Annotated in this window: 23 protein-coding genes; 10 read left to right on the top strand and 13 right to left on the bottom strand. The window is 45.5% G+C overall.

Annotated features, from left to right (window positions below):
• Positions 1-711: 711 nt before the first annotated feature.
• A complete protein-coding gene (locus tag P0078_RS02530) occupies positions 712-1,710 on the bottom strand; it encodes a GlxA family transcriptional regulator (protein ID WP_282932905.1) in 999 nt (332 codons plus the stop codon).
• Between the two features lie 108 nt (positions 1,711-1,818).
• On the opposite strand from P0078_RS02530, the gene P0078_RS02535 reads away from it, so the two are divergent.
• Both P0078_RS02535 and P0078_RS02540 read left to right on the top strand, forming a co-directional pair.
• Positions 1,819-2,121, top strand: a complete 303-nt coding sequence (locus tag P0078_RS02535) for a putative quinol monooxygenase (protein ID WP_282932906.1) — start codon at positions 1,819-1,821, stop codon at positions 2,119-2,121.
• A gap of 28 nt (positions 2,122-2,149) precedes the next feature.
• On the top strand, positions 2,150-2,950 hold the full coding sequence (locus P0078_RS02540) for an alpha/beta hydrolase (protein ID WP_282932907.1): 801 nt from the start codon (positions 2,150-2,152) through the stop codon (positions 2,948-2,950).
• A gap of 43 nt (positions 2,951-2,993) precedes the next feature.
• Here P0078_RS02540 and P0078_RS02545 read toward each other — a convergent pair whose 3' ends face one another.
• Positions 2,994-3,863: a LysR substrate-binding domain-containing protein gene (locus P0078_RS02545; protein WP_282932908.1), complete on the bottom strand. Its 870-nt coding sequence runs from the start codon at positions 3,861-3,863 to the stop codon at positions 2,994-2,996.
• 140 nt (positions 3,864-4,003) lie between these two features.
• Between P0078_RS02545 and P0078_RS02550 the strand changes: the two genes are divergently transcribed.
• Positions 4,004-5,134 carry an S-(hydroxymethyl)glutathione dehydrogenase/class III alcohol dehydrogenase gene (locus P0078_RS02550; RefSeq protein WP_282932909.1) on the top strand — a complete coding sequence of 377 codons (1,131 nt, stop codon included), beginning with the start codon at positions 4,004-4,006 and terminating at the stop codon, positions 5,132-5,134.
• Between the two features lie 56 nt (positions 5,135-5,190).
• Positions 5,191-6,042, top strand: a complete 852-nt coding sequence (gene fghA, locus P0078_RS02555) for an S-formylglutathione hydrolase (protein WP_282932910.1) — start codon at positions 5,191-5,193, stop codon at positions 6,040-6,042.
• Positions 6,043-6,114: 72 nt separating this feature from the next.
• Here the strand turns inward: fghA and P0078_RS02560 are convergent, their stop codons facing one another.
• The 3 genes from P0078_RS02560 to P0078_RS02570 form a co-directional block, all read right to left on the bottom strand.
• A complete protein-coding gene (locus P0078_RS02560; RefSeq protein ID WP_282932911.1) occupies positions 6,115-7,548 on the bottom strand; it encodes an aldehyde dehydrogenase family protein in 1,434 nt (477 codons plus the stop codon).
• 237 nt (positions 7,549-7,785) lie between these two features.
• Positions 7,786-9,495 (bottom strand): alkaline phosphatase D family protein, encoded by a 1,710-nt coding sequence (locus P0078_RS02565; RefSeq protein ID WP_282932912.1) that lies wholly within the window; start codon positions 9,493-9,495, stop codon positions 7,786-7,788.
• A 213-nt stretch (positions 9,496-9,708) separates the two neighbouring features.
• The gene (locus tag P0078_RS02570; protein ID WP_282932913.1) at positions 9,709-10,275 is read right to left on the bottom strand and encodes a DUF1993 domain-containing protein; all 567 of its coding nucleotides are present in this window, start codon (positions 10,273-10,275) and stop codon (positions 9,709-9,711) included.
• A 184-nt stretch (positions 10,276-10,459) separates the two neighbouring features.
• Here P0078_RS02570 and P0078_RS02575 point away from each other — a divergent pair, with 184 nt between their 5' ends.
• Positions 10,460-10,891 (top strand): allophanate hydrolase-related protein, encoded by a 432-nt coding sequence (locus tag P0078_RS02575; protein ID WP_353057098.1) that lies wholly within the window; start codon positions 10,460-10,462, stop codon positions 10,889-10,891.
• Positions 10,875-11,318 (top strand): allophanate hydrolase-related protein, encoded by a 444-nt coding sequence (locus tag P0078_RS02580; protein WP_282932915.1) that lies wholly within the window; start codon positions 10,875-10,877, stop codon positions 11,316-11,318. Before P0078_RS02575 ends, P0078_RS02580 begins: the two co-directional genes overlap by 17 nt.
• A gap of 58 nt (positions 11,319-11,376) precedes the next feature.
• Here P0078_RS02580 and P0078_RS02585 read toward each other — a convergent pair whose 3' ends face one another.
• The 3 genes from P0078_RS02585 to P0078_RS02595 all read right to left on the bottom strand — a co-directional run bounded on the left by P0078_RS02585 (position 11,377) and on the right by P0078_RS02595 (position 13,176).
• The gene (locus tag P0078_RS02585) at positions 11,377-12,264 is read right to left on the bottom strand and encodes an SMP-30/gluconolactonase/LRE family protein (RefSeq protein ID WP_282932916.1); all 888 of its coding nucleotides are present in this window, start codon (positions 12,262-12,264) and stop codon (positions 11,377-11,379) included.
• 67 nt (positions 12,265-12,331) lie between these two features.
• Positions 12,332-12,679: a hypothetical protein gene (locus P0078_RS02590; protein WP_282932917.1), complete on the bottom strand. Its 348-nt coding sequence runs from the start codon at positions 12,677-12,679 to the stop codon at positions 12,332-12,334.
• Between the two features lie 50 nt (positions 12,680-12,729).
• Entirely contained in the window at positions 12,730-13,176 is a 447-nt protein-coding gene (locus P0078_RS02595; protein WP_282932918.1) for a serine aminopeptidase domain-containing protein, read from the bottom strand.
• 549 nt (positions 13,177-13,725) lie between these two features.
• On the opposite strand from P0078_RS02595, the gene P0078_RS24445 reads away from it, so the two are divergent.
• A complete protein-coding gene (locus P0078_RS24445) occupies positions 13,726-14,019 on the top strand; it encodes a glycosyltransferase family 2 protein (RefSeq protein ID WP_353057099.1) in 294 nt (97 codons plus the stop codon).
• Between the two features lie 44 nt (positions 14,020-14,063).
• Positions 14,064-14,567, top strand: coding sequence for a galactosyltransferase-related protein (locus tag P0078_RS02600; RefSeq protein ID WP_282932919.1), 504 nt, complete (start codon positions 14,064-14,066; stop codon positions 14,565-14,567).
• Between the two features lie 18 nt (positions 14,568-14,585).
• Here P0078_RS02600 and P0078_RS02605 read toward each other — a convergent pair whose 3' ends face one another.
• From P0078_RS02605 to P0078_RS02625, 5 genes are all read right to left on the bottom strand, one after another.
• A complete protein-coding gene (locus tag P0078_RS02605) occupies positions 14,586-15,740 on the bottom strand; it encodes a hypothetical protein (RefSeq protein ID WP_282932920.1) in 1,155 nt (384 codons plus the stop codon).
• Between the two features lie 293 nt (positions 15,741-16,033).
• Positions 16,034-16,573 (bottom strand): energy transducer TonB, encoded by a 540-nt coding sequence (locus tag P0078_RS02610; protein WP_282932921.1) that lies wholly within the window; start codon positions 16,571-16,573, stop codon positions 16,034-16,036.
• Between the two features lie 508 nt (positions 16,574-17,081).
• Positions 17,082-17,267 carry a hypothetical protein gene (locus P0078_RS02615; RefSeq protein WP_282932922.1) on the bottom strand — a complete coding sequence of 62 codons (186 nt, stop codon included), beginning with the start codon at positions 17,265-17,267 and terminating at the stop codon, positions 17,082-17,084.
• A gap of 196 nt (positions 17,268-17,463) precedes the next feature.
• The gene (locus P0078_RS02620; protein WP_282932923.1) at positions 17,464-18,342 is read right to left on the bottom strand and encodes a DMT family transporter; all 879 of its coding nucleotides are present in this window, start codon (positions 18,340-18,342) and stop codon (positions 17,464-17,466) included.
• A gap of 583 nt (positions 18,343-18,925) precedes the next feature.
• Positions 18,926-20,230 (bottom strand): hypothetical protein, encoded by a 1,305-nt coding sequence (locus tag P0078_RS02625; protein WP_282932924.1) that lies wholly within the window; start codon positions 20,228-20,230, stop codon positions 18,926-18,928.
• A gap of 289 nt (positions 20,231-20,519) precedes the next feature.
• Here P0078_RS02625 and P0078_RS02630 point away from each other — a divergent pair, with 289 nt between their 5' ends.
• Together P0078_RS02630 and P0078_RS02635 are read left to right on the top strand one after the other, a co-directional pair.
• On the top strand, positions 20,520-20,951 hold the full coding sequence (locus P0078_RS02630; protein ID WP_282932925.1) for a transposase: 432 nt from the start codon (positions 20,520-20,522) through the stop codon (positions 20,949-20,951).
• Positions 20,917-21,504, top strand: a complete 588-nt coding sequence (locus P0078_RS02635; RefSeq protein ID WP_282932926.1) for a hypothetical protein — start codon at positions 20,917-20,919, stop codon at positions 21,502-21,504. Before P0078_RS02630 ends, P0078_RS02635 begins: the two co-directional genes overlap by 35 nt.
• The last annotated feature ends 307 nt before the right edge of the window (positions 21,505-21,811 follow it).

Genomic DNA, 21,811 nt, shown 5'->3' on the forward strand with positions numbered 1-21,811 from the left:
CTGAAAGAAAGCTCTGCAGAAATTAAAAGAACGAAATAGGTACTGATACCACTTGCTCAAAACTGCACTTCCAACAGCAATCCATGCACCCTTCATGCATTCACACTCAATCAAGTTTCTTGAGTGTTTCCTTCCTTAAAACTACAACCAACGTATTTTCAAAATACTGGTTGACGCAATTATCGTTAGCATACCAAAAAAAATGTCGAAGAATGTGCAAATAATGACATAACCTTGATTTAAATCATCAACCTGTCAATAGTGACAAAAATTAAAAATATTCAAACCACCACTTCAAATTAGAAGCACTTCACATTTTTCACTTGACACAACTACAGGCACAACCCACCCAGCGAAATAAATCTTTTGGTTGCATAAAATTATATAAAACAAAAAAAACAATTACTTGGCACCACCCAGAATATCGAAGCCGGTTAAACTTCTATTCACCCCTAGCTTCAGCCTTGATATAGCTTCTAATATCTTAAAAGTAATTTGTTGATCTCCTACCAGAATTCTCATTCACGCCAAGACAACCACTACAAACGAGCCTCTATAAATATTGATGCTACTGGTTTTCTGCCAGGAAAGATCTAAGCCAATCCTTGGGAGAAGAGGTCAATAATATCTATCTTTAGAATACTCTTTATCTCAACTATCAGCTTTACCGCCTAACTTGACCCCAGCCCTGACGGTAGCCTGCCAAACAAATTAGCTCTTCTGATTTTTCTGCCTAAATTGACTGGGACTCATCCCCACATGTAATTTAAATACACGTCGGAATACTGCATCATCGGAATAGCCTAATTCTTGCGCGACACTGGCAACCTTATTGGCTGGGTTTAGCAAAAGGCTACGTGCGTATTCCATACGGACGCTATCGATAAATTGTTTGGGTGCTTGCGCTGTTAACTGTTTTAGCCGCCGGTGTAATGTTCGCTCAGATATCGACAGTTCTTTTGCCAGCAACTGACTGCTTAACTGTTGGCCAAAATATTGGCGAACTACATTCTCTGCATCCACCAGAAACTGCTCTTTTGATACCTTGTAGCCTTTTGGTACATGCAAAGTTTGCGAACGCGGGTGGGAATCCACAACAGCGAGATCAGCCACTTTGGTTGCAACTTCTTCACCAGCTAGCATCTTGATCACTTGTAGAGTTACATCTACCCAAGATAAAGGGCCACCCGCTGTCACTATATTTTCGTCTACTAACAGTCCACTGGCCCATAGCGGGCAGGCATTGATAAAGCGGGATTTCAACTCATTGTGTAACCACCAGGTGGTTGTGCACTGTCGTCCATTTAGCAGACCCGCTTCACCCAGCGCCAAAACGCCACTACAAGAACCCGTGATAATTGCCCCGCGCCTATATTGGGTTCGCAACCATTCGCAAGTCGGTTGATCCAGCAGCTTTTCAGGGGGCACACCAAACTGGTTGGGCATAAATCCGGGGACTATCACGGCTTCGCAACTGGATATTTGTGATACCCCATGGCTTACAGCAAAGTACCTGCCCTGCCCGTCTATAATGTCGGCGCCATCAGAACTGGCGACCAGGATTTCGGGGGACCAGGACTGTTGATAGGCAGGGTCCAGGGAGTGTTGGCTTTCAGATAAGCGGAGGCCACCCAGGGCAAACATATCCTGAACGCCAGCCAGAGCCGACGGCAAAACTCCCGGCATAGATAAGATGACTATCTGGGCCATAAATCCTCAAAGTGGCGAATTTTGTCTGATCATTGCCTTTTTGGACACTGATAGTCAAGCCTGAGCTTCCCCTAGGATACTCATCACCAAACAACGTGAGAGAAAACAATGACTGAAGCTAAGCTGGCCATCGTGGCACTGATCGACGCCAAAGCGGATAAGGCTGATGAGGTAAAGGCGCTGCTCACCTCAGCCCAACCGCTCGCTGTGGAAGAGCAAGGAACCCTGAGCTGGTATGCCGTACAAATCAACGCTACGCGATTTGCTATTTTCGACACGTTTAGCGATGAAGACGGCTTGACTGCACATCTTAACGGCAAGATCGCTGCAGCATTGCTAGGCAAAGCGGATGAACTGATCGCATCAGAACCACAAATTATGACTGCGGATATCCTCGCATCTAAAGTCTAAGGAAGCCTTGAAAAACCGGGAGCTGGCTTTGGATACCCCTATCGTCTTTATCCACGGAACCAATGCCGGCCCCTGGACAATGGAGAACTTCCACCAGCATTTTGAAGAGGAAGGATTCTATTGTCACAGCCCAAGCTACCGCTACCATCAAGATCTAAAGTCAGAACAAAATCAGCAACACCTTAAAGGACTGAGTATCGCCGACTACGTTGATGACATCAGAAATTTTGTACACTCTTTGGATCAAAATCCTGTTCTAGTCGGCCACTCCCTGGGCGGTGTTATTGCACAAAAATTGGCAACTATGGATTTGGCACGGGCAATCGTATTGCTTAACGGAAGCGTGAACTGGGGAATACTGCCCACCACAGAAGAAGAACGTGCGCTGGGCAAGTTGTTTATGGCTGCGGGTGAATTTTGGAATGATGTCCTGTTACCGGATTTCGCGACAATGGCGAAATTCGGGTTGAATAAACTTAATCCAGACGACCAGCACAAGGTCTTCGATCGATTAGGTCCTGAATCTGGGCAAGTCTTATTTGAATTGTTCTTCTGGATTTTCGACGGCAATAAAACAACCAGGATTGACTATCAAAAAATCAATTGCCCCACTTTAATGGTTTCGGGAACCGATGACCTGGCAATTCCCCCTTCCACAGCACAGTTAATCGCGGAGCGACAAGGAAAAAATACCACCTTCTACCGGGCAGAAGGTTATGGTCACTATTTAATGCTGGAGCCAAAATGGAAGCGGATTGCGGAATTCTGCAGCAAGTGGGTAAGCCAACAAATTGAAGAAACCACCTCCGCTAGTAATATACCACTGTGAACCCTTTGCTACACCAAGCCCTAAATCTTCCTCTTCCCTATTCTCAAGTGAGATACTCGGCTAGATAATCGATCAGCAGCCTGACTTTCGGCGCGATATATCGATTGCCGGGGTAAACTGCGTACACCCCTTCATCCCTATCTTCGAGATCACTTAAGAGGGTGATTAACTTTCCTTCAGCGATATATTGCTCGACATAGTAATCGGGCAACTGCACAACCCCCAGGCCTTTAAGCGCAGCATCTAAAAGCGCCCCACCGTTGTTGTAGCGAAGGCTACCTTTGACCCTAAGGTTTTTTTCTCCTTCCCTGGTATTGAATCGCCAGTAATCCAGTGTGCCCAGCAGGCAGTTGTGCCTGGTCAATTCCGACAAGGAGTGTGGAGTCCCGTGCTCTTCAAGATAATCCGGTGAGGCGCACAGATGAATTCGCCGGTCCGCCAACTTTCTTGCCATCAAAGTTGAGTCCTGCAACTTACCCAGGCGTATGGCGATATCGTAACCCTCATCTATGAGGTCAACCTGGCGATTGGTGAAATAGGCATTGACCTCAATCTTGGGGTTTTGAATCACAAAATTATTGATCAGTGGTGCAACCTTCTTTTCAGCATAAGTGACCGGTGCCGTCAGTTTGATTTTGCCCTGTGGGTGGCTCTGTAATTGAGTTACTGCTCGTTCCGCCGCCTCCAGCCCATCGAGCACCCCCCGGCAATGCTGGTAAAACAGCGTACCTTCTTGTGTCAGTGACACCTTGCGCGTGGTTCGATATAGCAGTTTGACATTCAAGCGGCTCTCCAAAGCACTGACCTGGCGGCTGACTTTGGCGGTGGAAATAGCCAGCCGCTGCGCTGCGAGGGTAAAGCTCTCGCTTTCAGCAACATAAACGAACTCTGTAATACCTTCCCAATCTTTCATTATTGCAAATATGTAAAAGTAAGTTTCAAAAACACCCAATTATAATCAATTTTGCAATCAATATAATGGCTCCCCAGTCGTCACAGCGGGGCCAACCAACTCCAGGCCCTGAATGACATGATTTAACAGCGAGTAATCTAATGTCTGAACAATTTATCAAGTCGAAGGCCGCCATCGCTTGGGGGCCTGGCCAACCGTTATCGGTCGAAGAAGTGGATGTCATGCTGCCAAAGGCTGGTGAAGTATTGATCAAGGTCATTGCATCGGGAGTGTGTCACACCGATGCTTTCACCTTGTCTGGCGACGACCCGGAAGGCAAATTCCCCTGTATTTTGGGCCATGAAGGTGGCGGTATTGTCGTGCAGGTCGGTGAAGGGGTTACCAGTGTCAAAGAGGGTGATCATGTTATCCCGCTGTACACCCCAGAATGTGGCGAGTGTAAATTCTGCAAGTCCGGCAAGACGAACCTCTGCCAAAAGATCCGTGAAACTCAGGGCCAAGGCCTGATGCCTGACGGCACCACACGCTTCTATAAAGATGGCAAGCCCATCTATCACTATATGGGCTGCTCGACATTTTCGGAGTACACCGTATTGCCAGAGATTTCACTGGCAAAAGTAAATCCGGCGGCTCCGTTAGAGGAAGTCTGCCTGCTGGGTTGTGGTGTCACTACTGGTATGGGCGCCGTGATGAACACAGCCAAGGTTCAAGAAGGCGATACCGTTGCGATCTTTGGCCTTGGGGGCATCGGTCTTTCGGCGATTATCGGCGCTACCATGGCAAAGGCCTCGCGAATCATTGCCATCGATATCAATGAAAGCAAGTTTGAATTAGCCCGCAAACTGGGGGCGACGGACTGTATCAACCCCAACAACTACGATAAGCCAATTCAAGAAGTCATTGTCGAACTCACCGAGGGCGGTGTGGATTATTCCTTCGAATGTATCGGCAACGTCAATGTGATGCGCTCCGCTCTGGAGTGCTGCCACAAGGGCTGGGGTGAATCAGTCATTATCGGTGTAGCTGGTGCCGGCCAGGAGATCTCCACCCGTCCCTTCCAGCTGGTAACAGGCCGAGTCTGGCGCGGGTCCGCATTCGGCGGCGTTAAAGGGCGCTCCGAGTTACCAGACTACGTAGAGCGCTACCTGAATGGCGAATTCCAGCTCAACGACTTTATCACCCACACCATGAGCCTGGATGACATCAATAAATCTTTCGATCTGTTACACAAAGGCGAAAGTATCCGCACCGTCATTCACTTCGATCAATAACCAGCAATGATCAATTGGGCCATCTCTTGGCGGTGGTCCAATTAGGGCTATCCATCATGTCTATTGAAAATATCAGTGCCAACCGGAGTTTTGGCGGCTGGCACAAGCAATACCTTCACGACTCACAGTCACTTAGCTGCAAAATGCGTTTTGCTATTTATTTGCCACCGCAAGCTTCACAAATGCACAAGGTTCCGGTGCTCTACTGGCTGTCAGGTCTGACCTGTACCGATGAGAATTTTATGCAAAAGGCAGGAGCCCAGCGGATTGCCTCCGAACTGGGGATAGCCATCGTTGCTCCCGACACCAGTCCCCGTGGAGAATCTGTTGCCGATGATGAAGCCTATGATCTGGGGCAAGGTGCTGGATTTTATATCAACGCCACCCAAGCGCCCTGGAGTCGCCACTACCACATGTATGATTATGTGGTGGAAGAACTGCCGGCACTTATCGAGACCACCTTCCCTGTGACAACACGGCGGGCCATTGCAGGACATTCAATGGGGGGCCATGGCGCACTGATGAGCGCCCTACGCAATCCGGCAAGTTATGTTTCCGCATCAGCCTTCAGCCCCATTAGCAACCCCACTCAGTGTCCATGGGGGCAAAAAGCCTTTGAAACCTATTTGGGCAAAGATCGGGATAGTTGGCGAGACTACGATAGCAGCGAACTGCTCAAAAATGCCGAGAAGTCTGTGCCAATGTTGGTGGATCAAGGGGAAGCCGATAGCTTTCTTTTTGAACAGCTGAAACCCGAGATGCTCGAAGAAGCCGCCAAAGCAAGCAACTACCCGCTCCAACTTCGCCGTCATTCCGGTTATGACCACAGCTATTACTTTATCACCAGCTTTATTGAGGAACATCTTCAGTTTCATGCTCAGCATCTCAGCCAGACATGCCCAAACTAATAAGTAAGGTCAATCGTTAGTCCAAGGCCACAGCTGCAAGGAGAGTTGTGGGCCTGGTGACCTATTAATTTTCTAACTATTTAACTCACGTACCACCATCAACCGCTCCTCGGTCATATCCGCAATAGCCCAGCGTACCCCTTCCCGACCAAGACCCGAATCCTTAACACCACCATAGGGCATATTATCTACCCGCCAGCTGGGTACATCACCAATAACCACACCACCCACTTCCAAGGTATCCCAGGCTTGCTGGGCTTTGTAAAGGTCACGAGTGAATATGCCAGCCTGCAGACCAAAAGCGCTGTCATTCACTTTTTCTAAAACATCATCGAAACTATCGAAAGGCTCCAGAATTGCAACAGGGCCAAATGCCTCCTGCTGTACAATGGAGCAGTCATGGGGCACGTTTTCTAATAGCGTTGGATCAAGCATGGCGCCATCTCGTGTACCTCCACAAAGCAAGGTTCCCCCGGCTTGAACCCCCTCTTCCACCCAGGTATGCAAGCGGGTAGCCTCTCCCTCAGAAATCATTGGGCCAATAAATGTATCTTCTGATCGAGGATCGCCTTTCTTCAGCTTTTTGGTACGCTCAACCAGACGTCGCTTCAGGTCTTCATATAGACTGCAATGCCCATAGATCCTCTGAACGCCGATACAGCTTTGGCCCGACTGATAGAAAGCACCGAAAATCAGCCTCTCTACAGCATCACCAAGATCTGTATCCCGATCGATAACGCAGGCTGCATTACCCCCCAACTCCAAAACCACTTTCTTTCGTCCCGCCCTGGCCTTTAGGTCCCAGCCCACCGCAGGTGAGCCAGTAAAGCTCAGCAGCTTAAATCGATCATCCACCGTAAACAGCTCTGCTCCCTCTCTATGGCAGGGCAATACAGAAAAGGCACCTTTCGGCAGCTGTGTTTCGGCCAGAACTTCAGCGATGATCAATGCCCCTATGGGCGTGCGGCTAGCGGGCTTCAGTACAAAGGGGCATCCAGCAGCGATGGCAGGTGCCACCTTGTGAGCAGCAAGATTCAGAGGGAAATTGAACGGCGATATAAAGGAGCATGCGCCTACTGGCACTCGCCTGATATATCCGCGATAGCCCCGTGAGCGCTTGGATATCTCAAGATTGATAATCTCACCATTGATACGCACTGCCTCTTCAGCGGCCACATGAAATGTATCGATTAGACGCAGCACCTCGCCCCGCGAATCATGAATCGGCTTACCAGCTTCAATACACAGCGCTTCGGCCAGCTCTTCAAACCTTTCACGAAAACGTACAACACAATGCTGTAAAACTTCCTGGCGGTTGTAAGACGGCAAATTAGCCATCGGTTTTTCTGCCAAAAGCGCCCAGTCGATGGCACTGTCAATAACCTTGGCATCAGCCATTGCAACCCGGGTAGCTACTTTCCCTGAATACTTGTCAGTAACTTCCAGATCGGTGTTGGCATGCACTGCTTCATTGGCCAGGTAGTAAGGGTAAGATTCTTGCAGCAAGGTAATATCCTTTTACTTGATGTCTGATCTATCAAGAGTGCCCCAACGCCAGATACAGCATTGTGCCCATCGTCGGGTATAGATGACCCGCAGGCATATATCAAATGTGTACTCGCAGACCCATTAGCTCCGGAAGCAGGGGAGGATTTTCTAGCTGTGATGAAAAAGAAATAGATATACGGGAATCTTATGAAGTTGAGGGCCAGCGCCCCCAACTTCATATTGAATGGCAGCCAGTTATTTTTCAGTCAACCACATGCCAACCGGCTCATAATTAAACTTCTTGTAAATGGCCTTTTCGGTATCCGGATTGTCACTCTTCTTATCAATGTTGTATACGGTCCAATTCAATTCATCAACATTGAATTCAATCACCGCATATCCATAGATATTACTGACAAAATCTTTGATATGTGGATTGTTGACCTGAACCCCACCATTTAGCAATGAGGTAAACACACTGCCAACATCAATACCTTTTTCAATCGTATCGTTCATATTAGGAGAAGATATAGATGGGGTCATCAGCTCAACACCGACCAAGTTGTCGTAGTTCCAGTTGCTGATTTTGCTGAAGTCTACTTTTAGGTACGACGCGATGCTGGAATGAAGATCTCCTGTCAGTACCACAAAATTGTCAACGTTACTGTCTTTAACCGACGACAGAATCTGTTCCCGCTCCCACTGGTAACCGTCCCAGGCATCATAGTTGGCATAAACCAGTGAACGCCCCAAGATAGTCCCAGCCAATTGGGCCAGTAGAGTTTGGTTCCCCCATACTTTCCAGCGGGCACTGGAATTTACAATTCCATCTATCAACCAATCCCGCTGTGTCTTACCCAGCATGGTTTGGCTATCTTTTTCGTAATCTGTACACCAGTAATTTTCCCAAGTAGTACCGTCAGTGCAAGGCTCCTTGGTTCGATAAGTGCGGCTGTCTGTCATATAAAGGTCAACCAAGTCCCCAAACTGGAATGACCGATATATCTGCAAGTAGTCAAAAGCATGGCTTGCGGACTCATCAACTTTTACCCGTGCTGGGACATATTCAATCCAAGCCTGCTGGGCATCGCGACGTAACTGGCGCAGCTGATCAGGATCGTTATCACCGGTCTGGTAGGGGTGAGACGGCACGCCCAGAGTATCTCTCTCATAATCCCAGTAGGCGTTGTCTGCCGTTTCATGATCATCCCATGTGATGATAAATGAGTGCATTTCCATCGCCCGCTGCAAGTTCTTATCCTTGCGGTACTCCTTATAGATATGGCGATAATCTTCAAGGTCCATCGCAACCGAACCGCCAGAAGGCAGAGAGAGCGAATGCACTACTGAGCTTTCAAAACCTTCATATTCGGCATATTCATAGATAAAGTCCCCCAAGTGCAGTACGCAATGTACATCTTCGTCCGCAATATGGTTATAGGCATTGTAGTAACCGGTGGTGTAATCCTGGCAAGTGACCACAGCCATCTTTAGAGTCTCGAGGCTGCCAGTTGGCAAAGTGTGGCAGCGGCCAGTACGACTACAAATAGTGCCGTATTTGAACCGGTAGTAATAACGCTGATCAGAGGATAAATAGCCTTCCAGGTCAATGTTGACGGTGTAATCGCGGTCTGCCGTGATATCGCTAGCATTGATTTCAGCACTTAGAATTGGCTGAGTAAATTCCTCATCCAACGCAACATCTACATATAGAGACTGGCCATCTATATAGGAGTCTGGATTAATATGCGTCCAAAGAACCACCCCTGTTTGACTGGGATCTCCCGAGGCCACGGATAAATCAAAAACAATTCCATCGTTATCAATTTGATCAGTAGATGTGGTGCCGCCCAGCACAAAACGTGCATAGGTTTCGCTATCTGTGTCCGCGAGAGAACGAACCGCAAAGGGGGTCAAAAGTGCAACACCCATAGCCTGGACAAAAGTTCGGCGGGAGATGGTCATAAATCAACTTCCTGTTATCGTACGCATGAAGAATCGGAAAGGGGGCGGATTCTATAGAAGAACGTACCAACAAAGAAGTTTGACTTTTTATCAAATAATCTCCTCACCTACTGAATTTAACTTTTATAAGGTTAAGGCACAAAAGTCAGTTAAAATTAATTTACACCAACATCTCTTTAGCCATAAATTAAAAAAATCAAGTATTCCCGTGATTTAGGCGTCTGAAGTCATCTCTGACCTGAGGTAAGCAAAAGCATGCTGCACATAATCAGCTTTTCCCAATGAAACACCCTGGTTTCTCAAGATTGCATAAGCCGTATTAATATGGAAATAAAATTGGGGTAACGCCCAATCCCTGGCATATTGATCATCAGTCATATCAAAAATCATCCCATTAGGAAGTTTAATTGTCACAAGCTCATCCCTTCTCAACATCAATGTTTCTGGACTAACGCCTCTTAAACGTATCAGCGCTTGTCGAATTCGCTCTTGAGCTTCGGAAATGGACCCAGGATTTTCACCAGCTCCCTGCCCTTCTCGAGCCAACTCCTCCAGAAAATCTGGAATCGCACGCCGCCCCAATCGAAATATTGCCTCTTGCGCCTGCAAGCAACTAAACCGAACTTGGGATGATAAGGGAAACATATCTGGAGCGAGCCTCGCTTTAAGGAGGGCTTCGGACTTGTCTTCTGGCAATTCTGTTTTTGCTTTCTCAAGCCAACAGGAAAGAGCCTCCAACATTTGTATATACGTAGGTAACAATAAATCCGTCAGACTCACAATGTATCTCCATTAGTGATTATTGGTAAGTGGCAAGATGTTTCTCTGGTACCAATTTAAAATAATTAACGAGACCCAAGCATAATCTAGAGTCTTCTTATTTCCATATATAAGCTAAATTCATACAGCCTAAACTCGAGATAAATCAATGCTCAGGATACTCAGATATGTTGCTGCTAGCTTAATGCTATTGGTGCCACTAGCGAACGCTGAATCTATCGACGTCGCAGTTAATGGCACCCTAATGCGCGGATTCGTCCTTGAAAAACATATGCTGAAAAACCACGCCACTTTTGTGCGTGAGGCTAAAACAGCACCAATCTATCGAATGTGGTCCATTGGAGACAAATACCCTGCAATGGAGAGAGTGCTTAGTGGCGGCACATGGATTGCACTGGAGATCTGGTCAATTCCTCAAGCAAACTTAGTCAACCTATTAGAGGAGGAGGCTAAAGGATTAGTCTTAGGTAAAGTTGCTTTAGCGGATGGAACACAAGTATTAGGGATACTAGGTGAAAACTATATTGTGCAAAACCAGAAAGATATTTCCAAGTGGCATGGCTGGCGAGCCTATGCGGAGAGTTTGGGTATGAGTAGTAATGAAACCGATCAGTAGCACTAATATTGAATATCGGATATCGGCAACCAATATGAGCACATATACAGAAGTCGCAGTAAATGGACCATTGATGCGCGGCCTTGAGTTAGAAAGCAACCTCCTACAAAACGATGCAACCTTTGTCAGGGAGGACAGAACAGAGGCCATCTACGGAATGTGGGTAATTAAAGGCCAGTACCCTTCTATGCAGCGAGTGATTATAGGAGGAACATGGTTTGACATTGAAATCTGGTCCCTTCCCAAGGCCAATTTAATTGAAGTGCTCTATTTAGAAGCGACAGGGCTAACATTAGGCAAAGTGAGCTTAGAAAATGGTGAGCAAGTCTTAGGGATATTGGGCGAAAACTATTTAACCCAGCAGCAGGAAGACATCTCCAAGTTTCATGGATGGCGCAACTATATACAACAGAAAACTAACGACTGACCCAGTAACGCCTCTCTGTAACCCATGGCAACACCATTGAGTCGACAATCCACCCAATCTATATTTTTGGACGGTAAAGCTGCCTGCCCGCGCAAGGTAGCCCCAACCACTCTAAACACCCGACATCCAAAATCGTTACCACCGCCCCACCCCTTGGGTCTTCGCAAAAAGCAATATTAGTGGGCCGCTTGCCACAGGTGGGTATACGTTCGACAACTTTTCCATCACTATCAAGAACAGTCACATCACCTTGACCGAAAACTGCACAATACAATCGCCCATCACTACCAAAAGCCATCCCATCAGGTCCCACAAATCCCTCTGGCGCTCCGAAAACCACATTGCTGAAAACCTCCCGTTTCGGAGTTGCTAAAGAAGCGAGATCGTAGCGGTAGATATTGCCGCTAATAGTCTCCCCCACATATAAGCGGCCGTGTAGATCAATGGCAATACCATTGGGAAAGCGCAACCCTGAATCCAGCTGTCGCAACACATCACCACTGCGGGGGTCTATCTCGTATACCCGTCCATCGTAACGACAATTTCGGAAATCAGCCCGGATAGCCTGCCCCTGAACAAACTCACCCGGATCAATTCCGGAATCTGTCATATAGAGCAAACCGTTTTCAGCAAAAGCCAAGTCATTAGGCCACAAGAAAGGCTTGCTTTTTGGTCCGCCATAGATATCAAGCAGTGCCCCATCTAACCCCATACGCACAAGCCGCTCCCTCCCCCCACCGGCGACCCAAAGGCTGTCGCTCCCATCAATTGCCAAACCGTTGGGGCGCCAACCGGGGTCTCCTACCCGTTGGTATTGCCCTGTCGGATCAATACGGCTTATACAGTGCCGCGAAGATGACATTTCAGCGACATAAATGTGGCCATCAGGCAGGCAAACGGGACCTTCCGGTTCTTGCAGACTATTGCACAGCACACGCCTTTTCATGGGGCTAACATGCGTCCCTATCTGGTCACACCACGACTTTACGAGCACACGAAAACACCCTAACAGCCTACTCCAACCAGTCTAAAACGTTGCGCCAAAGACTATCCTTGAACTTCTTCCTAAAGAATCCAAAATGGCCAATCGATCCATTGCCAATAGAACTGGACTGGATGGTTTCAATATCCGTATTTGCGTTGCAATAGAAGTCCCTTAATGTACGCACCGCCTTCTCTGGCGCGAAGTCCTTATCATCATCGATAAACAGGAACTTCATATCACACTGCAAGCGCTCAAACCCCTCGCGAATAGGTCTGCCCTGCCGATCGACCACATAGTCCCTATGACGGGCCCAAAAAGCCCACTGGCTAGCAATACCTGCAGGTAGGTTCTCCCCTCCCCAGAGTGCGCCTGGCACCCACCCTAAAACCCTCGATAACACCGGAAAGGCAAAGTACCACGCCAGCACTAGCTTTGGCTGATGCTTAGCCCCCAAAGCCTCCAAAAGCCACTTTGAGCTGATACGCAGTACACACTTGAAAGTTGAGTATTATTTGATGCAAGACCTAGGATTTGTCCACCGACACTGTGACAAACACAATGCCAAACCAGCGCTTTAGAGTGTTTACCACACCAGTCAATTACCGCCTCCAGATCATTCTCTCCCCAAGCACTCAAAGTCAGCCGTTTGTCTCTCTGGTTGGCGACAGAAGACTTCCCAATGCCCCGGTAGTCATAAGTCAGAACCAAGTAGCCATTCTGGGCTAAAAAGCTGGCGAAATCCCAATAGAAACTTTGCTTCACAGCCATAGCAGAGTTAATGATAATGCCCGCTTTTGGCTCCTCATTGGGCGTAAAAAGCTTGGCCCCAAGCTGTATCCCATCTTTGGTTGGGATTCTCTCTTCTTTAATCATTTACCTATGGTTTCCATGTATCATTCAACACAAACCATAGGGAAAAGCTAATGCCAAACCCAGCACTTCCAGTCAATCATAAGAAATACCATTGGTCGAGGGGGGCCATACAGGAATTTTTCCTATAAAAATGTACTTCAGGCCAAATGCTATCTATTCAATAACGAAAGATAAAAACCTAACTCGAATGAATCCACTTGCAACTAGACTTATACAGTTGCTTTATTTGATTATTAATGAGCATTTTAAACCCAATAAATAACCAAGTATTATAGCAACCATTTTTTCTTGCTCCCCGCCACCTATTTTGCAAGGCACCTGAAATGTCTCTAGATAAGAAATATATCCCACCAGTAGCAATCCTGCTCACTATCTACTTAAAGCGACTCTAAAATTCAGCCATCAAACTTGGTATCCGGCTAGTCTCGCCACCAAGTCAACCTGTGATGATTTATTGTGTATTTAATGTATAACCTAAGTCATTTAAAACTAGTTTGATCTAAGAACGATGGGAAGTTTAGGTGTATGACCGATCGATTCAGCATCATTATGCCCTGTTACAACAACGCTGACCTCTTATATAACCTTCTGCAAGGCTATTCTTTACAAACATTTCCCAAAAGCCATTTTGAACTCATCATTGTAGACAACAACTCACAAGATCCCAATATCATTTCATGTTACAACAAATTCAAGAATCAACTAACTGTAACTTTACTATTTAGGCACCTTTTACCAGACCCATTTGCACTCAACTCGGCACGCAATTTAGGTGTTAATATTGCCAAATATGACTGGTGTATATTTACAGATAGTGACTGTATCCCCTCCCCCAGTACTTAACAGAAATCCAAAAATTAATTAATGAGCATGGATCAAATATCTGCATGACAGGAATAAGGGAATTTATTAATTCCAAAGACATAGTTCCGAGCAAAATAGATAGTAGTGGCGTATACCTCAGCAACTTCCCAAGGTTTAATAGTTCATCAAATTATGGGCTCAGTAAAGACAGGCGCTTGGGCAAAATTGAGCATCTACCGAACACAGAGCATCCTTGGGGTCATTTTTATGGCTGTAATATGGTGTTTAAGAAAGAGCATGTTATCAAAGCAGGCTTGTTTGATGAAAAGTATGATGGAACCTGGGGGTATGATGATATAGATCTAGCCTACCGGGTAATCAATAACCTTAAGGTAAGACCCATTTATATGGAAAAGGCTGTTGTATACCATCAAGATAAAATTGACCCAGCAGAGGCCGTGAACGAAAAAAGTATCAAACTCAAGGATCTAAAAAACCCGAACTATCAATATATATGCAAGAAAATCCCCGGATACTACGAATTTAGTAATCGTGAATTTAAGCGCTTTGGACTTACAATCATTTAAGCAGCCCACTGATTAAGTTTAAATTTCAAGCAATTCGACCTCAGCCGAAATCTGCTTTAGGAAAAAAAGGACAGTCTCAAGTGAGAAAATAGCCTTATTTACAGTAACATCAATGTGATAACCATCAACAGATTTGCTAATTGCAAAAACCAGAGCATCCCGTGTGATCGAATAGGTTGCTATACAACCATCTTCTCTTGCTGGCAGGTAACTAAAGATAAAGTCTTCGCTAATATTTGAATTAAGTTTCTTCTCTACCTTTAACATATCAAGTAGTACCACTGCATAATATGCAATATGATATTTTTTTAACAGAAAAATTTGATGTCTGGCAAAATCATCCAAGCCTTTCAGTGAAAAATAGAAACCAGAAGCCGTATTGCCTATTCCACGCAAATTCCCTCCCTGTTTGGGAATACCGTGAATGAACTCCTGAGTTATTAGTATATTTGCCCTATGCCGATCAAAGATACAAGTAAAGGAATCTATCAGGGTTGTTAAAATGTTCTCAAAAGATATCTCATCAGACTCAACTTTAGCTGAAACCAACACGATATCATCCAGCTCTCCATATACATCCCCTCCTTCCTTCAAAAAAAATGGGTTAGCCCTACCCTCCTTCTTATTACTTAATATTAAACCAATCCCTAAGAAGATAGCTTTACCCAGACCAACGACTCTATCAAAATATGAATATTGGTCATTACCGTTATATAGGCGCCTTATGATTAGGAGATATTCATTTGACTTAATCTTATCTTTCTTCAATAAAAAATTAGCATACTTAGAGAAAAGCAGCCCGGTATAACCGGAAAAGTAATCATGATTGACTATAAAATATACAGACACCTTGTCAAAATGAATATAAATAGGGATATCAGCCTTTTCTAATCTCTTATAGAGCTCCTTCCTTCCGTGACTACCCACCAATTCGTTTTGAAGTTCCGTAATTTTCTCTAGATAATAGGGTTTTGAATGTGGTGCAGAAGTCAATGCAACCAAATCATAGAGCTTACTCAAACAATTGCTTAGTTCAGATTGGCTGTTTTTACCGAAGATATATACGACCAGTGTGGATACGCAACCATAACCTTTTAAGTATTGCTGAACATAGCTCTTAGGTGTCTTTATCGGTGTAAATAGCTTGCATAAGAAATTAGCTTTCTCCGCCATAGCATCAACTTAAAAAGGGGGTGTTCTATTAGTAAAGATCAGCTACGCAACATCAAAAAGTGGACAACCGCCTATTATCACGCCAAATGTCATAAAAGAACCCCGCAAGCCAGCTAGCACAAAGACAATGCTGCCAGCTACAGGGTACGCAATCATAAAACCTCAGCTATGAGGTTAACTACCTATACCCGAAAGCCACCAATCGAATATTAGTAAAGGCAGAAATTCACGACCAGAGGCTCCTTAGCCCCAAATTAACCAAATCTCGATCCTGTCTTTAATATTAGGTAATATCAGTGGTGTGTCCCGCTACGTATCCGGTCAATAAGGGGGTTGGATTTTCTCCTATCAACACAAACTTTGGCTTTTTTTATCCTGCTACCCAATACTTTATCAGTTCGACATACTATATGATCACTTTCAAATGGATAGTCAAAATTATACTTCATGCCATACCCATAATATTTCTGATCTAATGGCTCATACCTAGTATGCATTACAGCTGCCAATGCTGACTCATCAAAAACCCCAGCAGGATTGGAATTCACCACCTTCGGATCTGTAACTTGGCCGTCTACATCTACATTAAATTCAACAACAACAAACCCCTCTATCTTTTCCTCTACAGCCTGTAATGGATAGATAGGAGGAGTTGAAAATAAAGGGACAGGCTCTCCTTTTTGTTTTGCGGCTTCACGAGACTCATCCGATGCCTTAAGTGAATATATCATTTTGGGGCACTGCTCATATGATGTGCAGTCAGAAAATGAAACACTATTTGATGTACAGCCAGAAAAAGTAATCGCAAGAAAGGCTAGTGCCAGAACTCTCATTTCAGTAATATCCCTATAAAATTTCACATATTGTATATAAATTAAATACACTAGCCTAGATAATTTTATCGAATGTAATGGTAAGATTCTCTTAACTTAAGCCGTAGGTCATCCTACTGACTACACCTTAAATAAACTTACTTACCCCGATATAAACTCACCATCTAATTTAGTTCAAACAAGCCATACCTTACCCCAGCTTAACTTGCACCACCCTCTTATACTCAAATGAGTACCTTTTCGTCGGAATACTGGCTCTAAACTAACCGAAACTTTAAAAATCACTTTATAAGTTTTGTAGAATTGCCGGAAACAGCACAGCAAGTGCTGCCTTCTGCCGAACAAATTTTGAACACGAGACTTAAGGAATCTCCAGTATTTTATTTTCTAAAGGAATAGCTAGCCGTAGATAAGATCAGGGATAAGAACCAACGCTTTATAACATTTAACATTATCTTCTCTTAATAAGGTAAATCATATAGATTCACATGTGTTATGACCGCCGATATCAAGCATCGATTCCTCGCCGAATACTTAAGGAGCCTCTGAATAACTCCGTAATGCCTCTGCGGGTCTTGAAGGCTGCAGATGTTAGGCGCAGCTCGCCGCGAATGGCCGTAGCCCTTTGCAAGAGCTGCAACGCAGCAGCTGTGGCCTTCAAGGCCCGCCCTTCGGGGCGTGTAGAGCGATTCACACTCCGCGTTGCGACTTCTTGAAAGGTCTAGACATTCCTGCGAAGCCGCGCCTTGATTGTGAACCGCTCTGCATGCCAGAGGTATCACGGAGTTATTCAGAGGCTCCTTAAGAGTCTGCTTAGCCAATCCCCCAAAGGACTGAGATCAACCTTGAGCTTAGGTGTTTCCAATACCGGAACGCTTAAAGTCTGACTATTATTTAAGCTCTTTCGCCCGCAGCCAGGCCAACCCGAGCCCAGCGGCAACCGTTATACCCATGCCTATCACACCACGGATACCGAATTCCGTGCCGAAGATAAATCGATCGGCTAACACACCAACGAGGATCGCACTGTAAAACAGTGCTCCCACTAAGTAAGCAGGTGCGACACGGTTAGCGATTGTGTAGGCTAGGTTCTGGGGGACAAACAGCAGTGCAGGAATCGCAAGTATCCATAGAGACGATGTCTCCACCTTCGCGCCCTCCCAGGACACAATAGACAGACTAAAGACCAACATCCCAACAGAGAAATAGAACATAATGCGCTCAGGCGGTTCAGTCCGACCTGCAACACCCGTTGTGATACTGCCTGCGGCACGCGCCACTCCCGCCAGCAAGGCAAGCAGTGAGTAGGGATTGAAAATGCCCTGAACACTATGCTGGATCAAAATTAGGCATACGCCAAAGAATGCCAATATCGCTAAAAAGATTGTGGCGGTACTAACCCGGTGGCCAAGAAACACCTTTGCCATCAACATAGCGAAGAATGGATTCGTGCTTTCAAGTACCAACGCATCCGCGATTGGTATTCCCTTCAGTGCCCAGTAGAAAGCAGCGAAATAGACAAAACCCGATATAGAGCGAAGAACAAGGATTTGCGGATTCACCGGCTTTATTCCCGCCAATCCTTGCCGCATCAGGAGAAACATACCCGACAATGGAGCAAGTAATACGACCTGTGCAGCCAATAGCATAAAGGGACTGAGGCCCGCGCCAGCACCAAGCTTACCGGCAATACCGACACAGCCCATCAACATTCCGCCGATAAGAGCTAGCCCAACACCCAGGGAATGATTTTGATAAGTAGATGGCAAAGTGTCACTACCTTCAGCAAATAGGGGGCAAACCTACCTGAGGCGCAGTAATGATGCTTTAACTCATGCCTCAGGCGGGTCTTTACAGAACGGGACTCTATATAACTTTAGCCCCCCAATAGATTCATTTCCCATTGGGCTGGCCAGAGAGATTGTTGTGGCAATTGCCTGCCAACTGGCGTCAGTTTCCCAGCCTCACAAGATATGGCAGTCCTAATACGAAAACTGAGTTTTGACCACTTTTAGCTCAAGAGTGCCAATCCTGCTCTCAGCCCTGCAACACCAGGTATTCAGCGCAAGCGATTGTCGGTACTTCCTTTCCTCCAGGCCATGTTAACCTCCACCCAGTATCCAGTTATTTCTCCATAAGGTATATCGGCATCATCACGCAAGAATGGCTTATTGTGCTATAGCTCTGAATTGGGGGGAGGTATCTGCCAGTGTCACACCACTTTCCCAACTTTGGTAATTCTGAGCCATTTCAAAACGGGCCGTGGAACCTAAGGATCCGTAACCGCTCGCCTGAGTATAGAAATTGCACCAACACCTAATTCATTAAACTCTAGTTATGCCCAGTAGACCGCTAACTTGTATAAGGACCATTGCTCTCAGAAAACTCTCTTAATGTCTTCATATATTTTTCTATGTACCTTAAAGCACTCTCTTTGCTAACCAATGGTTCACAATATCCGAAAACAAACACCCCTTCTCCATCTATTGTGCAAGTCACTAGCATTATGGGGTGTTCTCCATGTGTTTGAACGGTCATAACCACACCAAAGTCAAAGAATGTCAAAGGGCCCGTATACTCACTTATATCCCCAACATTGGATACACAAATCCCAGAAGGGAAGTAATCTTTTTCAGTGCTAGATTCTTTAGCTAAACGTTCGATCTCTACGAGGCTGTAATCGGGCACAAGCGGAGGCTCAAAAAAGTGCCCATTTCTCAACTGTAAATAGACTTTTTTTTGAATTAAATGCGCGAGACTTAACAAGTCGAGGCTGGTTTCATCTGATGATAAGGATATAGTTAAAATAGTTGTACACTCCCCTATAACATCCCGATCTATCTGGTGTTTACACAAGAATTGCGCATTTATAGGCAGCAGTAACTCCGTTACGGGGCGAAAACCTGGCAATGACCGGGAAGCAATAATAGCAATAGCGTTATAAATAGAGGTAATTTGAACATTCTCATGTTTTGAAAGTAGGTACAATTGGTCACAAAACCTTTTGGGGAGGACGCGATAAATAGAACATCCCTTTCGAAGGGAAGCATTTACTGCTTGCTCTACAGGCCACTTTGAACAAGCATTATTATCGTTACTAGCCACCGGTTGTATTATTTTAAGATGTTTTATGGAGCTAACATAATCCACCACCGATTTTTGCATTATCGAAGCAGAGGGTCTATCTCCTGAACCACCTCTCAGGTACCGGTCCAAATCTCTGACCAAGAGTAATAATGAACGTCCATCCATGGCAGCATGGCTTACCATAAAAGCAACCCACTCCACATCTCCATGCCCATTCACATAAACCGTAAAACGATAAACATACTTTTCCAGCTCAAGAATTTTAGCCCCTAAACGTTTGAACTCTTCCTGATAATTTAAAGGCAATGCATCACGCTTAATTTCAATAGGAATAGCTTCAAATTCTACGTCGCAGAACCAATAAGCATGATGATTTTTTTCTACCCGAGAATGGAGCATGGGATGCAGGTTATGGAGGTATTCCATTCCCTTTATTAATTCTTCGACTCCCAAAGACCTACATGCCCTGAAGAAGACAGCCAGTTGGACTGCACCGTTTGACTTTTCAGTCAACTCTACAAAGAGTGCTTCCTGAGCCCCAAGCTTACGAAAAGGTTTTGCTTTATTCATTGCAGGCTCTTCCCAATAGGGAGATCACTATCAATAGTATAGAACGAGAAAGAGCTATACCCATGCTACATTTATAACAAGCGCTTATAGATAAACACTAGGCTCGCACAATCTTTGAAGATATCAGTGCCATAAGTGGATATCTTTCTGGAGGGTGTCCTACCACTTTTACCTTTCTGCCACCATTCTGGACACCCACCAAAGAAAAAGGTTTAAACGTCTTCTCTATTGACACGGTATGGAAACCTCGCCAGCATACTGTATATAAAAACAGTTAAAATTTGATACCATGACCTTGCCCCGATGCTCACAGATCTCTCTTGAAACAACACCTTACTATCATTGTGTTTCTCGCTGTGTACGCAGGGCATTTCTTTGTGGGAAAGATACCCAGTCAGGAAAGAACTATGAGCACCGGCGCCACTGGATAGAGGCCAGAATACAAAAGCTGGCTGGCATTTTTGCTATTGATATCGCAGCCTATGCGGTAATGAGTAATCACTACCATATTGTTCTCTATATTGACTCAAATACAGCAAAAACTTGGCCCGATACTGAAGTCATTCATCGCTGGCAGGAGCTTTTCAGTACATCCATACTGGCCCAACGCTATATTCAGGGCCACACCCTTGATCACAGTGAGATGGAAAAGCTCAAAGAGCTTGTCGCTCTCTGGAGAGAGATTGATGGATATCAGCTGGTTTATGCGCTGCTTAAATGAACCTATCGCTCGCAAAGCCAATGCGGAAGATAACTGCACAGGTCGCTTCTGGGAAGGACGCTTTAAGTCCCAAGCTTTGCTTGATGAGAGAGCCCTCGCCGCCTGCATGGCGTATGTCGATCTTAATCCTATCCGAGCCAAAATGGCAAAAACACCAGAAAGTTCTGATCATACCTCGATTCAACGACGTATTCATGCAGCCACCTCAGGCAAACAGCCCAAGGAGCTACTGCCACTTGTAGGCGATGAGCGACTGAGTATGCCGAAAGGACTGCCCTTTCGGCTGGATCACTATTTAGAGCTAGTGGATTGGAGTGGTCAACATTTAGATCCCAGAAAGCGCAGCGCTATTTCTGAGAACGCCCCTCCCATACTCGAACGACTGGGTATACCACCAAAACACTGGCTTTATCTCAATCGCTATTTTGAAAATCGCTTTAAAAGCTTGGTTGGATCGGCAGAGTCCATACTGCAAGCTTGTATCCAGCTCCATAAACGTTGGGTACACGGCATCCGTGATTGCCGGCTTTACCTTTCTGCAGCACCCTACTGAGTATTTTCCCCTTCCCTAGCTACTTTCATTCCTCTTGGCTTCCCCAAACCTAACTCTTGATCCTTTCAGTGCGTCTTAGTATCAATCAAAGAAGAAAAAGTCATTAAGAACGCGCCTGCGGCTCAGCTAGCACCTCCCCCTCAATTTATGGGTGTCCTAAAGAGAGAGAGAGAGAGTTGCTAAAGAGAGTTGAAATAGTTGACCACTACAACCGACAGAATGATCAAGAAAAAATAAACCCTCTTAATAAGACCTAAGGAAGTTATTAAATTTAAAATCTAATTTTTAACACAAAAAACAAAGCAAG

Source organism: Microbulbifer sp. VAAF005 (assembly GCF_030012985.1).
Classification (GTDB): Bacteria; Pseudomonadota; Gammaproteobacteria; order Pseudomonadales; family Cellvibrionaceae; genus Microbulbifer.

What these genes read in the sequence shown, in the direction of transcription:
- P0078_RS02530 (WP_282932905.1), bottom strand. Translation starts at nt 1,710, where the DNA reads ATGGCCCAGATAGTCATCTTATCTATGCCGGGAGTTTTGCCGTCGGCT.
- P0078_RS02535 (WP_282932906.1), top strand. Translation starts at nt 1,819, where the DNA reads ATGACTGAAGCTAAGCTGGCCATCGTGGCACTGATCGACGCCAAAGCG.
- P0078_RS02545 (WP_282932908.1), bottom strand. Translation starts at nt 3,863, where the DNA reads ATGAAAGATTGGGAAGGTATTACAGAGTTCGTTTATGTTGCTGAAAGC.
- P0078_RS02550 (WP_282932909.1), top strand. Translation starts at nt 4,004, where the DNA reads ATGTCTGAACAATTTATCAAGTCGAAGGCCGCCATCGCTTGGGGGCCT.
- fghA (WP_282932910.1), top strand. Translation starts at nt 5,191, where the DNA reads ATGTCTATTGAAAATATCAGTGCCAACCGGAGTTTTGGCGGCTGGCAC.
- P0078_RS02565 (WP_282932912.1), bottom strand. Translation starts at nt 9,495, where the DNA reads ATGACCATCTCCCGCCGAACTTTTGTCCAGGCTATGGGTGTTGCACTT.
- P0078_RS02575 (WP_353057098.1), top strand. Translation starts at nt 10,460, where the DNA reads ATGCTATTGGTGCCACTAGCGAACGCTGAATCTATCGACGTCGCAGTT.
- P0078_RS02580 (WP_282932915.1), top strand. Translation starts at nt 10,875, where the DNA reads ATGAAACCGATCAGTAGCACTAATATTGAATATCGGATATCGGCAACC.
- P0078_RS02585 (WP_282932916.1), bottom strand. Translation starts at nt 12,264, where the DNA reads ATGAAAAGGCGTGTGCTGTGCAATAGTCTGCAAGAACCGGAAGGTCCC.
- P0078_RS02595 (WP_282932918.1), bottom strand. Translation starts at nt 13,176, where the DNA reads ATGATTAAAGAAGAGAGAATCCCAACCAAAGATGGGATACAGCTTGGG.
- P0078_RS24445 (WP_353057099.1), top strand. Translation starts at nt 13,726, where the DNA reads ATGCCCTGTTACAACAACGCTGACCTCTTATATAACCTTCTGCAAGGC.
- P0078_RS02600 (WP_282932919.1), top strand. Translation starts at nt 14,064, where the DNA reads ATGACAGGAATAAGGGAATTTATTAATTCCAAAGACATAGTTCCGAGC.
- P0078_RS02605 (WP_282932920.1), bottom strand. Translation starts at nt 15,740, where the DNA reads ATGGCGGAGAAAGCTAATTTCTTATGCAAGCTATTTACACCGATAAAG.
- P0078_RS02610 (WP_282932921.1), bottom strand. Translation starts at nt 16,573, where the DNA reads ATGAGAGTTCTGGCACTAGCCTTTCTTGCGATTACTTTTTCTGGCTGT.
- P0078_RS02625 (WP_282932924.1), bottom strand. Translation starts at nt 20,230, where the DNA reads ATGAATAAAGCAAAACCTTTTCGTAAGCTTGGGGCTCAGGAAGCACTC.
- P0078_RS02630 (WP_282932925.1), top strand. Translation starts at nt 20,520, where the DNA reads ATGACCTTGCCCCGATGCTCACAGATCTCTCTTGAAACAACACCTTAC.
- P0078_RS02635 (WP_282932926.1), top strand. Translation starts at nt 20,917, where the DNA reads ATGGATATCAGCTGGTTTATGCGCTGCTTAAATGAACCTATCGCTCGC.